Source organism: Ruegeria sp. BJ6 (genome assembly GCF_056537885.1).
The window spans coordinates 80,064-94,323 of sequence record NZ_JBQFSG010000004.1; the positions used below are offsets into that span (position 1 = coordinate 80,064).

At 59.7% G+C, this 14,260-nt stretch carries 12 protein-coding genes; 9 read left to right on the forward strand and 3 right to left on the reverse strand.

Annotated elements, in window-relative coordinates; all coding sequences use genetic code 11:
- The first annotated feature begins 4 nt into the window (after positions 1-4).
- From moaB to ACR0D6_RS11090, 3 genes are all read left to right on the forward strand, one after another.
- Positions 5-547 (forward strand): molybdenum cofactor biosynthesis protein B, encoded by a 543-nt coding sequence (gene moaB, locus ACR0D6_RS11080; RefSeq protein ID WP_480451578.1) that lies wholly within the window; start codon positions 5-7, stop codon positions 545-547.
- Positions 548-654: 107 nt separating this feature from the next.
- Positions 655-2,109, forward strand: a complete 1,455-nt coding sequence (locus ACR0D6_RS11085) for an efflux RND transporter periplasmic adaptor subunit (protein ID WP_480765543.1) — start codon at positions 655-657, stop codon at positions 2,107-2,109.
- 5 nt (positions 2,110-2,114) lie between these two features.
- A complete protein-coding gene (locus tag ACR0D6_RS11090; RefSeq protein ID WP_480765544.1) occupies positions 2,115-5,510 on the forward strand; it encodes an efflux RND transporter permease subunit in 3,396 nt (1,131 codons plus the stop codon).
- Here ACR0D6_RS11090 and ACR0D6_RS11095 read toward each other — a convergent pair whose 3' ends face one another.
- Positions 5,511-5,951 carry an NUDIX hydrolase gene (locus tag ACR0D6_RS11095; RefSeq protein ID WP_480765545.1) on the reverse strand — a complete coding sequence of 147 codons (441 nt, stop codon included), beginning with the start codon at positions 5,949-5,951 and terminating at the stop codon, positions 5,511-5,513.
- A gap of 3 nt (positions 5,952-5,954) precedes the next feature.
- Entirely contained in the window at positions 5,955-6,767 is an 813-nt protein-coding gene (locus ACR0D6_RS11100; protein WP_480765546.1) for a protein-disulfide reductase DsbD domain-containing protein, read from the reverse strand.
- Positions 6,768-6,911: 144 nt separating this feature from the next.
- Here ACR0D6_RS11100 and ACR0D6_RS11105 point away from each other — a divergent pair, with 144 nt between their 5' ends.
- Entirely contained in the window at positions 6,912-7,466 is a 555-nt protein-coding gene (locus tag ACR0D6_RS11105; RefSeq protein ID WP_170654579.1) for a YqgE/AlgH family protein, read from the forward strand.
- On the opposite strand, the gene ACR0D6_RS11110 is transcribed toward ACR0D6_RS11105, so the two are convergent.
- On the reverse strand, positions 7,467-8,417 hold the full coding sequence (locus tag ACR0D6_RS11110; protein ID WP_480765547.1) for an L-threonylcarbamoyladenylate synthase: 951 nt from the start codon (positions 8,415-8,417) through the stop codon (positions 7,467-7,469).
- 136 nt (positions 8,418-8,553) lie between these two features.
- Here ACR0D6_RS11110 and ACR0D6_RS11115 point away from each other — a divergent pair, with 136 nt between their 5' ends.
- The 5 genes from ACR0D6_RS11115 (at position 8,554) to ACR0D6_RS11135 (ending at position 14,209) form a co-directional block, all read left to right on the forward strand.
- Positions 8,554-10,257, forward strand: a complete 1,704-nt coding sequence (locus tag ACR0D6_RS11115; RefSeq protein ID WP_480765548.1) for an acyl-CoA dehydrogenase — start codon at positions 8,554-8,556, stop codon at positions 10,255-10,257.
- On the forward strand, positions 10,257-11,303 hold the full coding sequence (locus tag ACR0D6_RS11120; protein ID WP_480765549.1) for an MBL fold metallo-hydrolase: 1,047 nt from the start codon (positions 10,257-10,259) through the stop codon (positions 11,301-11,303). The genes ACR0D6_RS11115 and ACR0D6_RS11120 overlap by 1 nt, the downstream gene beginning before the upstream one ends.
- 3 nt (positions 11,304-11,306) lie before the next feature.
- Positions 11,307-11,759, forward strand: coding sequence for a DUF6173 family protein (locus ACR0D6_RS11125; RefSeq protein ID WP_480451566.1), 453 nt, complete (start codon positions 11,307-11,309; stop codon positions 11,757-11,759).
- A 64-nt stretch (positions 11,760-11,823) separates the two neighbouring features.
- On the forward strand, positions 11,824-13,662 hold the full coding sequence (locus ACR0D6_RS11130; RefSeq protein WP_480765550.1) for a glycerophosphodiester phosphodiesterase family protein: 1,839 nt from the start codon (positions 11,824-11,826) through the stop codon (positions 13,660-13,662).
- Positions 13,649-14,209: a hypothetical protein gene (locus ACR0D6_RS11135; RefSeq protein WP_480765551.1), complete on the forward strand. Its 561-nt coding sequence runs from the start codon at positions 13,649-13,651 to the stop codon at positions 14,207-14,209. The genes ACR0D6_RS11130 and ACR0D6_RS11135 overlap by 14 nt, the downstream gene beginning before the upstream one ends.
- Positions 14,210-14,260: the final 51 nt, after the last annotated feature.

Consider the following 14,260-nt stretch of genomic DNA (forward strand, 5'->3'; position numbering starts at 1 on the left):
CGGCATGTCGCAAATTGATGAAACCAAGGCATTCATTCCGGTTCGCATCGCGGTACTGACCGTCTCGGATACCCGGTCTGTGGAAGAGGATCGCTCGGGTCAGACCCTTGCCGACCGTATCGAAAAGGCCGGTCACATACTAACTGACCGCAAAATCATTCGGGATGAGCGCGCAGAAATCGCTGCCCAGTTACGGCTGTGGGTTGCTGACCCGGAAATTGACGTGGTGATCTCGACCGGCGGCACCGGGCTGACCGGCCGGGATGTTACCGTCGAGGCGCATCGCGATGTCTATGAGAAAGAGATCGAGGCCTTCGGTACCGTGTTCACCATCATCTCGATGGACAAGATCGGGACCTCTGCGGTTCAGTCCCGTGCAACCGGCGGCGTGGCGGGTGGAACCTATCTGTTCGCCCTGCCGGGCAGCCCGGGCGCGTGCAAGGACGCATGGGACGGCATTCTGGAGAAACAGTTCGATTACCGCCATCGTCCCTGCAATTTCGTGGAAATAATGCCACGATTGGACGAACACTTGCGACGGAAGTAGACTGGACTCACGTTACACTATTCATAACTGCTTTGTGGCTTGGCATTTTTTTCTGCCCGGCTACCTTCAGCATGTGGCAGCCCGACGCGACCGGAGTGACGTGAACGATGCGATTTCTAAGGCAAAGCCTTGTGGGGGTTTTTCTGGCGGCTTTGACGCTGGCGCTGCTGATTTATGCCGCGCAGTCCATCGTAGGTGCCGTGCAGGAGGTTCTGGCCCGAGACTCGCAGCCGCCGGAATCGCGGGAACGTGTGTTTGCTGTCAGCGTCCGCACTGCTGAGTTGGCGACTGTCACGCCATATCTCGAAGCCTTCGGAGAGGTCCAGAGCCGACGCCGGCTTGAACTGCGCACAGCCGCAGGGGGACGTGTGATTGAATTGTCCAGCGATTTTGAGGACGGCGGCTCGGTCTACGCCGGTGAAATACTGGTCGAGCTTGATCCGGCAGACGCTCAATCGGCCTTGGACCGCGCCAAGTCCGACCTGCTGGACGCGCAATTCGAGGAACGTGATGCCGAACGCTCGCTTCTGTTGGCGCAGGATGAACTGAAGGCGGCGGAAGATCAGGCGGATTTGCGGGCAAGGGCGCTGCAACGGCAGAAGGATCTTGAATCCCGCGGATACGGATCGACAGCCAGCGTGGAAGAGGCAGAGCTGACCGCCGCGTCCGCGCGGCAATCCGTTCTGGCGCGCAGCATCGCGCTGGCGCAGGCGGAATCCCGTGTTGATCAGACCACAACCCTTCTGGCGCGCGCGAGAATTGCATTGGAAGCGGCCGAGCGGGATTTGGAAGACATGACAATTCGCGCCCGCTTCGACGGTACCTTGTCGGGGGTGACCCTTGTCGAGGGCCGCCTTGTCGCGGCCAATGAAAAGCTGGCCGAACTGGTTGACCCTAACGCGCTTGAGGTGGCTTTCCGTGTCTCGACGGCACAATACGTGCGGTTGCTGGATCAAAACGGCGATCTGATCAATGCGCCTGTCAGCATTTCGCTTGAAGTGACCGGGGCCGATCTGGTCGCGCATGGCCGCATCAGCCGGGACAGCGGGTCGGCAGGCGAGGGTCAGTCGGGACGGCTGATTTTTGCACGTCTGGACGCAGCCCCCGGGTTCAAACCGGGTGATTTTGTTACGGTTTCGGTGGAAGAACAGCCTCTGGATAAAGTGGTGCGCCTGCCTGCATCGGTTCTGGACGCATCCGGATCGGTGCTGGTCCTTGGCCCGGATGACCGGCTCGAATCGCTGCCTGTGCAGCTTGTGCGCCGTCAGGGTGACGAGGTTCTGCTGCGCGGTCAGGGTCTTGAGGGGCGTGAGGTCGTGATCGGGCGTACCCCGCTTTTGGGAACGGGCCTGCGTGTGCGTCCGCTGCGGGTAGAAGCTCGGGCGGACCCGGATCCCGAGATGGTCGAATTATCCGATGAGCGTCGGGCGCAGCTGGTCGCGGTGGTCGAAGCCAACGAACGTATGCCGCAGGACGTCAAGGCCCGAGTCCTGAGCCAGCTGGGCAACCAGCAGGTTCCCATGCAACTGGTGCGGCGAATTGAAGACCGGGCAGGAGGCTGACGGGCATGATCCGTGAGATTCCCGGTACGGCCAGCGGCATCCTCAGCTATTTTGCGCGACATCGCACGCTGGCAAATCTGTTGCTGCTGGTGCTGCTGGTTTTGGGGGCCGCCTCGATCCCCAATATGCGTGCGCAGTTCTTTCCGGACGTCATACTCGAACGGGTCGATATCACGGTTCAATGGGATGGTGCCGGTCCTGAAGATGTTGATAACGGTATCGTTCAGGTGATCGAGCCGGTGTTGCTTGCCGTCGAAGGTGTAAACGAAACGAGGGCCCGATCAACGGAAGGCAGGGCACAGATCTGGCTTGATTTTGAGCCAAACTGGGACATGGCGCGAGCGGTCGAAGAGGTGAAGACCGCGATCGATGGTGTAACGAACCTACCGGAAGATGCCGATGAGCCGAATATTCGCAGGGCGGCATGGCGGGACCGTGTAACCGATGTGGTCCTGACCGGCCCGGTCGAAACCAGCCAGCTTGCGCAATTCACAGATGAGTTGATTACCCGATTGTTCGACGTGGGCGTGACCCGGACCACCATCCGCGGGCTCGCAGCCCCGCGCATCGTGGTCGAGGTGCCAACTGCACAGCTTATCGCCAATGATATCGGCATGGTGGACATTGCATCTGCCATCGCAGCCGAGGTGACGGCCAGCCCTGCCGGCGATGTGACCGGTGCCAATGCACGCATTCGCACTGGCGCTGAAAAAAGAAAGCCCGAAGAGATCGAGAGTATCGTTCTGCGGTCCTACCCGGACGGTTCCAAACTGGTTGTCGGTGATCTGGCACAAATCCGGGTGGAAGGTACAACGCGGGAACGCGGGTACTATGTTGGCGACGATCCTGCGATGTCCGTGCGGGTGGACCGGTCGGATCAGGGCGATGCAATCGAAATTCAGCGCACGGTCGAACGGGCGGTTTCGGAGATGCAGGCCAGCTTGCCCGAGGGCATAACGGTTGAACTGATCCGCACCCGGGCGCAGGCGATTTCGGACAGGCTGAATATACTTGTCGACAACGGGTTGGTCGGTCTGGGTCTGGTTGTGTGTCTTCTGTTCCTGTTTCTGAATGCGCGCATCGCCTTTTGGGTTGCTGCCGGAATTCCGGTGGCGATGTTCGCGGCCATTGCCCTGATGTATATCGGCGGGTTGTCGATCAACATGGTGTCCCTGTTTGGCCTGATAATCACGCTTGGCATTGTTGTCGATGATGCCATCGTTGTCGGAGAGCACGCCGATTTCCGCGCCCGTCGTCTGGGTGAGCCGCCGGTCGTCGCCGCCGAGCGCGCAGCCCGGCGCATGGCGATGCCGGTATTTGCAGCGACACTGACGACGGTGATCGCTTTCTTTGGTCTTACATCCATCGGCGGGCGTTTCGGAGAACTGATCCGCGATATTCCGTTCACCGTGATCGCGGTGCTGATCGCGTCGCTGGTCGAGTGCTTTTTGATACTGCCGAACCATATGGCCCACGCCATCAAGCATTCGGCAAAAGAACATTGGTATGATCTGCCCAACCGCGTCGTCAACCGCGGCTTCAGATGGGTTCGTGACACCCTGTTCCGGCGGTTGATTACATGGGTTATCCAAGCAAGGTACGTGGTGCTGGCGGCCATGATTGCCATTCTTGCCAGCCAGATTTCCCTGTTCATCCGGGGAGATGTGCACTGGCGGTTCTTCAATGCGCCCGAACGCGGATCGGTCACCGGCAACTTCATCATGATCGAAGGGGCCACGCGGTCCGACACGATGGAAATGATGCGGGAATTGCAGCGGGCGACGGAAGAGCTGGGAAGAATTTATGAAGAGCGGCACGGACGAAATCCGATTGATTACGTGCTGGCCGAAGTCGGCGGTTCTGCCGGGTACGGGTTGTCGGCCGCGGAAGGCAAGGACAATGATCTTTTGGGCGGTATTTCGATCGAGTTGATCGATGCCGATCTGCGCCCCTATTCCAGCTTTGAATTTGTGGGAGAGTTACAGGAATTCGCAGTCAGGCATCCTCTGGTCGAAGTGATTAGTTTCCGGGGGTGGCGGTCGGGTCCGGGCGGCGATGCTATCGAAGTGAATTTCTTTGGCGCGGAGGTCGGAACGCTCAAGGCAGCCTCCGAGGATCTTCAAGCCGAGCTAGTGAAATATCCTGAAGTTTCAGCGCTTGAGGATGATATGGCTTATGACAAGGAAGAATACATACTGGATCTGACCGCGCAGGGCGAAGCGCTGGGTTTCCGGATCGAGACTCTGGGCCGTGTTCTGCGCAACCGGCTGAACGGTATCGAGGCGGCGACCTTCCCCGACGGGCCGCGCAGCACCGAAATCAGGGTGGAACTGCCTGAGGGAGAACTGACCGCCGATTTTCTTGAGCGGACTTTGATGCGCACACCGGATGGGGTGTATGTGCCCTTGGCGGATATCGTCTCGGTCAAGCGCGTATCCGGCTTTTCGACAGTGCGGCGCGTCAATGGTCTGCGGACCATCACGGTAAATGGCGACATCTCCGAAGACGACCCGGCCCGCGCTGCCGAAATAGAACGTGCCTTGCGGCAGGAAATCCTTCCGAACATCGCGTCCGAGCATCAGGTGGAGTGGCGTTTGGAGGGCCTCAGCGAACAGGAAGACAGGTTTCTTGCCGAGGCGCGAACGGGTCTGATCTTGTGCCTGACAGGTATTTACCTTGTTCTGGCCTGGGTGTTTGCCAGTTGGACGCGGCCATTTGTGGTGATGGCAATCATTCCTTTCGGATTGGTCGGAACAATCTGGGGGCATTACATCTGGGATGTGCCTCTCAGCATGTTTACCGTGGTCGGCCTGCTGGGGATGACGGGGATCATCATAAACGATTCCATTGTTCTGGTGACGACCATTGATGCCTATCAGAAGGACAGGGGACTGGTTCCATCAATCATCGAAGGGACCGCTGATCGTCTGCGGCCGGTGATGCTGACCACCCTGACAACGGTTCTGGGCCTGACGCCTTTGCTCTACGAAGGATCGCAACAGGCACAGTTCCTGAAGCCGACAGTGATCACCTTGGTTTATGGTCTGGGTTTCGGGATGCTGCTTGTTCTGCTTCTCGTCCCAGCGCTGATTGCGATTCAGGGTGACATTTCGCGGCCCATGACGGCAATGCGCCGTGCCCTGCGCGCACCGGACCGGACTGTGCGTATTGCGGTAACCGGAACTGCGGGTGCGATGCTGCTCTGGCTTGTGGTAACGATGATCTGGCCATTGATCACAGGCGCGCCCTGGTCGGTCTTGCAGATGTTTGACGCAGGTGACGCAAACGTCATTCGCGTCGCGTTGGGCCAGTTTGTTATTGGCGCCATGCTGATCCTGCTTGTCGGAGTAACGATATCTTCGCTGGTGTACGCCCGCCTGTCCGGTCGCAGAAAAACCTGATCAGTGGCGGTTTGCCTCAGAATGCTGAACCGCCAGTGCGTGTTCTAACAACTCAATGACCCGCGCACTCATCGCAAGATCACCCGCGCGTATCTGCTCAATCGGAAACCATTGCGCGTCCATCGCATCATCGCCCGCCATTGGCTCGCCTTCAACATAGGAGCAGGCCACACCGACAAGCAGGTAGTGGGCGACAACTCGCCCCTCTTCGTCCCGGCGAATAAGATCCAGATTGTCCAGATAACGCGTGGGATCTGCCTCGATACCGGTCTCTTCCCGCAATTCCCGCCGTGCGGCGTCAAGGGCGGTTTCACCCCATTCCACATGTCCGCCGGGAAAACCCCATAGTCCGGCATCCGGCATTTTGCTGCGCTGTACCAACAGCACCCTGCCTTCATGCAGCAATACGGCCAACGCGCCGATCAACGGGGTTTTGGCCATCCCTCAGCCCGCACCACAACCCTGAATGTCAACGGAATGATTTGCGCCCAATACGGTGATCCGAACTTCGGACCGATCCAGTGCAAATGCTCCGCCCGACTGGCTGACCAGTTCCGAGCTGGCAACCAGCTTACTTCCCTGCCTTCGGGTTTCGGTCTGCGACGCCCAAATTGCGGGATTGCCGGGTTCGATGACGGCAATTTCCGCACCACCGGCCGAGGGCATTGTGATGTGCGCCTCAACCTGTATTCCATCGGCGGTCGGTTTCAGAAGGCAACTCGCCTTTGCCACGCCAGCCTCGCTGGCGGAATAGGGCCGTTGCGCCAACGCCGCCGCAATGGCGGGGTTGCGGGCGGCCTGCGCGTCCAGGCGGTGGTCGAATTCCAGATTGCCCGGCACACAGACATCCTTGCAGACACCCAGATCCATTTCGCCTTTCAGCCGAACCGCTTTGCCGGGCTTTGCCGGTGTGATTTCAACGGGCAGGACAAGTTGATCCTTATACCCGATCGAGCGCAGACCGTTCTGATCAAAGACATACGGCGCGGGCCATATGATCTCGATGTCGCTGACGTTTTGCGAGCCGCTCCAGTCGAAATGCGGCGGGATGCCTGCGTCGCCCGGTGCCCGCCAATAGGTCTTCCAGCCGTCCGCCAGCGTTAGGCGGATCGCGCCCATATAGGTGCCTTTGGCAGTCAGCCCGCCGTCCAGGATTTCCAGCTGTACCAGTTTGTCCACACCCCCTGCAGAGGACGATGTGGCAAGAGCCAGACAAATGGCCGAGACGACGGAAAGGGATTTAATGCGCGCTGTCATGTTCTATAGATGCGCAGTGCGGGCGGAAATGCCAAGTCACGTTCAGGTCAGAAGGGCCGTTTTCGCCGAAATGCGCGTCTTTACTTGCCAATACCGTCTTCGCAGGGTCATTCTTGGAATGAAACAAGCAAGAGTTGTCAGCACATGGACCTAACCGGAAAACTGTTGATTGCGATGCCCGGGATGGGCGATCCGCGATTCGACCATTCGGTGATCTACATCTGCAGCCACGGGGATGACGGGGCGATGGGCCTGATCATCAACAAACCCGCCGATCTGCGTCTGAAGGGTTTGTTGACACAGTTGAATATTCCTTGCCGAATTCCGGTTATCGGGGAACGTCTGGTGCGTTTTGGTGGCCCGGTCGAGATGTCGCGCGGGTTTGTCCTGCACAGCGCGGAATACGAGGCGAATCTGCATTCCATGGCAATCTCGGAAGGGTTCCGAATGACGGCCACGCTGGATATTCTCGAAGACATCGCTGCCGGTCGCGGACCGGAACAGGCGATGCTGATGCTGGGGTATTCTGGCTGGGGACCCGGGCAGCTTGAGGATGAAATCTCGATGAACGGCTGGCTGACCGCCGACGCTGCGACCGATCTGGTTTTCGAGACCGAAGATGATGCTAAATGGGAAGCGGCGCTGGCCACATTGGGTGTCGACCCGCTGACCCTGTCCGCCAACGCCGGGCACGCCTGATCAGGTATTGCGCGGTGCAGCGGCCCGTCGAAGCCGGTCATTGATAGCAACACCCAGCCCGTGGGCCGGGATCGGAGTGACCGCTATCGGGCGCCCTGTCCGGTCCAGTTCGTGCAGAGCCGAGAACAGGTTTGCCGCAGCTTCGTTCAGATTGGCTCCCGCCGAAAGGTTCAGATCGCAATCCACGGCACCGAAACCCAACAGGACCTCGTCGCCCTGACGTGATCGGGCGTCCAGACGCACCGGTGCATCGGGCGCATAGTGGGAGAGCAATTGTCCGGGCGCCGTCAGCTGATCGCCTGCTTTATGCCGGTGCAGCTTGCGGCCCAGTGCAGCCTCGACCTCTTCTGAAGCCACTCCGCCGGGGCGCAGCATTGCGGGCTCGCCCGCCAATCCGACAATGGTAGATTCCAGCCCCACTCCGCACGGGCCGTCGTCAAGTATCGCGGAAATCCGGCCATCCAGCCCCGCGCTGACATGTGCGGCAGTTGTCGGGCTGATCCGGCCCGACGGATTGGCCGATGGTGCGGCGACCGGCCCGTCGAACACGGAAAGTAGTTTGCGCGCCGTCTCATGCGCCGGGACTCGCACCGCCAGCGTATCAAGGCCTGCGGTAACAAGTGATGATATTCCGTGGCCATCCTTCAACGGCAAGACCAGCGTCAGCGGGCCCGGCCAGAAAGCGTTGGCCAGACACTCTGCCTCGTCCGTCCATTCGACATATCGTTGTGCGGCATCCACCGACGCCACATGGGCGATCAGCGGGTTAAAGCTGGGCCGCCCTTTGGCCGCATAGATGGCGGCAACCGCTTCGCCATTGCGGGCGTCGCCGCCCAGCCCGTAAACGGTTTCGGTCGGGAAGGCGACCAGATGCCCCTGCCGCAGCAGTTCCGCTGCGCGAGTAACGCCTGCGCCGTTAGCAGTCAGATATTCTGTGCCGTTGGGGATCATGAGTGGTGACGCGGCGTTTTGGTTGCTTGAAACATTCGGATGGATAGGTAATCGTCCAAGCCCCGATGAATACCGACGCGTGCCGGGGATTCCAAGCCCGCACGTGCACCACGCCAGACAGCCCCCGAGGGAAGCCATGCCGTATCGCGCCCCAATCTCTGATTACGAGTTCCTTTTTGCAAATGTGGTCGGTTTCGATCAGGTCGCTGCGACAGACCGCTTCGCCGAAGCCAGTTCTGATGTGGTCAGCGCCATCCTGACCGAAGCCGGCAAGATGTGTGAAGAAATCATGGCCCCGCTGCAACGCCCCGGCGATCTGGAGCCTGCGCGGCTGGAAAATGGCGTGCTGCGCACGTCTCCGGGTTATGCGGACGGCTGGAAGGCGATTGCCGAAGGTGGTTGGATCGGAATCAGCGGCGATCCGGAATTTGGCGGGATGGGCCTGCCGATGACGGTGACCACCGCAGTGAATGAGATGATGAGCGCAGCCTGCCTGTCGCTGCAACTGGCGCCGCTGATGAGTCAGGGTCAGATTGAGGCCCTGGAACACCACGCCAGCGATGAGTTGAAACAACTCTATCTGCCCAAGCTGATTTCGGGCGAGTGGTCCGGCACCATGAACCTGACAGAACCGCAGGCCGGTTCGGATGTCGGGGCCTTGTCTTCCCGGGCGGAACCGAACGGCGACGGAACCTATTCGGTGTCCGGGCAGAAGATATTCATCTCTTGGGGTGACAACGATTTCTGCGAAAATGTGTGCCATCTGGTTTTGGCGCGTTTGCCTGATGGAGTACCGGGAACCAAAGGGATATCCCTGTTTTTGGTGCCGAAATACATCCCCGACGAAGAAGGCAATCCGGGTGTCGCAAACGATCTGAAGGTGGTTTCGCTAGAGCATAAGATGGGTCTGCACGGCTCGCCCACTTGCGTGATGCAGTATGACGGCGCCAAAGGCTGGCTTGTCGGCAAGGAACACGGCGGCATGGCGGCCATGTTCACCATGATGAACAACGCCCGTCTCGGCGTCGGCGGTCAGGGCGTCGGTGCGGCCGAGGGGGCATATCAGCACGCACTGGCCTATGCGCTTGAGCGCAAGCAGGGCAAGACACCTTCTGGTACGATCATCGACCACGCTGATGTGCGCCGGATGCTATTGGAAATGCGGGCCGATGTGTTCGCTGCACGTGCGATTCTGCTGGCAAACGCCGTGGCGATCGACATGGCAAAAGCCACAGGCGACGCCGAGTGGGCCGCGCGCGCCGCTTTGCTGACCCCGATCGACAAGGCGTTTGGCACCGAAACCGGCATTCGCGTTGCCGAGACCGGTGTGCAGGTTCATGGCGGCATGGGCTTCATCGAAGAAACTGGTGCTGCGCAATTCTACCGCGACGCCCGCGTCACGGCGATTTATGAGGGCACCAACGGCATACAAGCCATGGACCTTGTGGCGCGCAAGATGTTGGACGGAGGTGAGGCCGCGTCGCGCCTGCTGGATGAGATCGAAGATCAGGCCGAAAGCGCCCGTGCGGTTCTGCCCGACTTGGCCGGTCCGGTGTGGGAGGCAACGGAATCGCTTCGCGAAGCCACCGAATGGCTGGTCTCGCAGGGCGATATGAACGACCGATTTGCCGGAGCGCTGCCTTATCTACGGGCGTTCGCGCGCGTTCTGGGCGGTCATTATCACCTGACAGCGGCGCTGGCTGATCCTGAAGGCCCACGCGCCAAACTGGCGCGCTATTATATCAACGCGCTGTTGCCCGAACACGCGGGCCTGCTGGTGCGGGCGCAGGCCGGATCGGCTGATCTGTATGCGCTCAGCGCAGACGAGTTGGTGGCGTGATGGATGGCGCGCGGCCTATGGTAATGCGAAGCCCTTGGGACGAACCTCCGGCACCCGGTGAGGCCATCGAAGTGGCCGAAGGCGTCCTGTGGATGCGCCTGCCGCTGCCGATGGCGCTGGATCATGTGAACGTATACGCACTGGATGACGGCGATGGCTGGACGGTGATCGACACCGGATTTTCGTCGAAAAAGACGCGGGGCATCTGGGAAACTCTGATGGCGGGGCCATTGGCGGGCAAACCGGTGACCCGCGTTGTGGCGACCCATCACCATCCCGATCACATCGGCAACGCGGGCTGGTTCCAGTCCGAACATGGGGCCGAACTGATCACCAGCCGCACGGCGTGGTTGTTTGCGCGGATGCTGACGCTTGACGTGCAGGAGACATGGCCGGAAGAGACGCTGGACTATTACCGCAGCGCGGGCATGGCGCCCGAAGTGCTGCAAAAGCGGATGTCCGACCGGCCCTTCAATTTTGCCGATATGGTTTATCCCATGCCGCTGGGTTTTACCCGCGTCCGTCAGGGCGATGTGTTTCGCATGGGCGGGCGCGACTGGGACGTTCACATGGGCAATGGCCACGCCCCCGAGCACGTGACACTCTGGAGCCGCGATGACAACCTCGTCATCACCGGCGATCAGATTCTCAGCTCGATCAGCCCCAACATAGGCGTATACGCCACCGAACCCATGGCCGACCCTGTTGCCGAATGGCTCGAGGCCTGCGAGCGGCTGGAGCCGCTGGCCCGGCCTGATCAACTGGCTCTTGGCGGTCACAAACTGCCCTTTACCGGACTGCCGGTTCGGATGCGGCAATTGATCGACAATCACCATGGCGCTCTTAGAAGGTTGACCGACTACCTCGATACGCCGAAAACCGCGGCGGAGTGTTTTGTACCTCTGTTCAAGCGGTCGATCGGCGAGGGGGAATATGGCCTTGCTTTGGTCGAAGCGGTTGCGCACCTGAACCATCTCTACCACATTGGATCGGTAACCCGGACGCGGCGCGCGGACGGGGCGTGGCAATACCTTCGCAAAGGGTAAGAGATGGAAGACAAGATCGAAACGTCAGCCGAAGCTGCCGAGGCCGCGGCGCTTCCGCGCTGTTATGAGGTCCACGCGAACTCCGAGGCGGACTCGGGCACAAAGGAACTGCCCAAGACGCTGCAGAAACCGGTCGAGGCCAAAAGCCCGGCGCAATGGGCCTATGAGCGTCTGATCCTGTACATCCAGAACTTTGAAAAGCAGCTCGACAATAGTCAGGAAGTTGCCATGGGGTTCACCGGTGGCGACGCGGGTGTGCTGCGTATCGAAGGGATGGGGTATTTCGATCCGGATATCGTGACATTCTATGGCTCGGATGGGGCCGGGGGCAAAACTCAGCTAGTCCAACATGTCAGCCAGCTGAACGTGATGCTGCGCGCCCTGCCAAAATCGATCGAGGACAAGCCGGCCAATCGCATCGGCTTCCGTCTGGCGGCAGATCTGGAAGAGGAATGACCTCTTAGCTTGCAATTCAGTGTTGCGCAGCTTTGAATGATTGCATCGTTCAGGAGTTTGCCGCGTGACACATTTTTCAGCCGTTACAATCGCCTACGCCGGAGCATGGGCGCGTCGGCGCATGTTCGTTCCGATCTACATCGCGGTGCGCCTGCTGGTCATTGCGCTGATCGCGCCAGGAGTGGCCATCGCGGTCAATCTAGCGGTCTCACTGTCTGATCAGACGGCACTGACAGATCAGGACATTGCAGCCTTTATTCTGTCGCCGGTTGGTTTCGTTTCGGCCGTTATAGTTCTCAGCCTATTTCTGCTGGCCGAGGTTCTGGTCTTTTCCGTCATGGCCGGGTCCCTTCGGATGGGTGAGCGTGATCCGTGGCACGCGGGAAGTTCCGCGATCGGTCTGATTGTCTCAAGACTGCCCAATCTGCTTGGCTTTGCGGTGCGCTTTGTTCTGAAGGTCCTGCTGTTGGTCCTTCCTTTCGCAGCGGTTGCGGCGCTGATTGCGTGGTGGACGCTGACGGAATACGACATCAACTATTACCTGACCTTCCATCCTCCGTCTTTCTGGATTGCTGTCGCGCTGATCGGTGGTGTCATTGCCATTCTCGCCTGGGTATTGATCCGCCGTCTTTCCGCTTGGGCCTTGTCGCTGCACCTCGTCCTGTTTGAACAGGTGGCGCCCGCTGATGCGTTTGAAGAAAGTGCGCGGCGGATGGAGGGTAAGCGTGGTCGCCTCAAGATAGAACTGGTGCTTTGGCTGTTGATCCGCGTCGTAATTGCCGCGGCGATCGGCGGTCTGGCCAGTCTGGTCTTTGGCCTTGTTCCCTTGCAGGAGGGGACCAACCTGCGGCTGGCACTGATCGTCAGCCTGATCGTGGCAATGCTGTGGTCGCTTGCGGGGTTGGTCCTGGCGGCCATTGCATTGGGGGCGTTGGCAGTTCTGCTGGATGGGTTTTTCGAAATCGAAACGCCCGAACCGCCACATCCCGAACCCCGCAATCTGCGTGGGCGAGTATTTGGCTTGATGGCTCTGGCCGCCGTGGCGGTTATTGGGGGCATTTGGATTGGCCAGGACTTGCTGGCCAAATCGCAAGGTGCCGAAAATGTCGATGTCATCGGGCATCGCGGTGCGGCGGCTTTACGGCCTGAAAACACGATGGCATCTGTCCTGAAAGCTATCGATGACGGCGCCGATTGGGTCGAGATCGACGTTCAGGAAACGGCGGACGGAGTTGTTGTCGTGGCTCATGACAGTGATTTCATGAAGCTGGCGGGGGTAAACCTCAAGATCTGGGACGCAACAATGGCCGATCTGGACGATATCGACATTGGCAGCTGGTTTGGCCCCGAATACGCAGATGAACGCACGCCGACACTGCGCGATGTTCTGGCTGCTGCGCGAGGTAAAGCCAAGGTCATTATCGAACTGAAATACTATGGGCACGACGTCGATCTGGAGAATCGTGTCGCTGAGATTGTTGAGCAACTGGGTATGGAAGAAGACATTGCCATCATGTCCCTGAAATACCCGGCGGTTCAGAAGATGCGGGCGCTGCGTCCGGACTGGCGCGTCGGGATTCTGGCGGCAACGGCTGTGGGCGATCTGGCGGGGCTTGACGGTGATTTCGTCGCCGTCAACGCAAACATGGCCTCACCCGGTTTGATCAGGTCGGTTCAGGACGCGGGAAAGGATTTTTACGTCTGGACCATCAACGACCCGCTGCAGATGTCCGCCATGGTCTCGATGGGTGTGGACGGCTTAATCACCGACAGGCCCGCCATGGCGAACGAGGTTCTGCGGGTGCGTGCCGAAATGGGCCCGGCGGAACGCCTGCTTTTGTGGCTGGCGACAGAGTTCGGTCTGTCTGTTGATACCGAGGCGATGCGTGATGAATACCCGTGATCTTGTGCTGGGCCTGTTGCTAATGGCAACGCCGGTGGCCAGCCAGGACCTCATGCGAACGGTTGAAATGCCCGGCCACCGCGCCCTGATGGAGGTGCTGGAAACGGGTGAACCTGTGCCGTTCGAAACGGACGGCTGTTCTGGTGGCCTGTCATCCAGTTGGCGGCTTGTGGCCGATACCTTCCCCGCATTCGGTGAAATGCACGACTCCTCACCCCCATGGGAGGCATGTTGTGTGATCCATGACCGGGCCTATCACAATGCCGCAGGTACCTCGACCGCCGAAGACAGCTTTGAGGCCCGTCTGGCTGCGGATGAGGCGCTGAAGGCATGTGTCGTCGAGGACGGTAACCAGCGCGCCGATGACTTCGCCATTCGATACCAGATGACCCCGGAACAGGTCCGTTCGGCCTATTCGACGATTGCCGGTTCGATGTATCTTGCAGTGCGGTTTGGTGGCGGCCCCTGTACTGGCCTGCCCTGGCGCTGGGGATTTGGATATCCGGGTTGTACACCTTTGCAATCCATGATGCCTGCGCGCGAATGACGTGGTGACAGTCGCATTTTTTTGCATTATCCACCAAATAAACACGCGAAT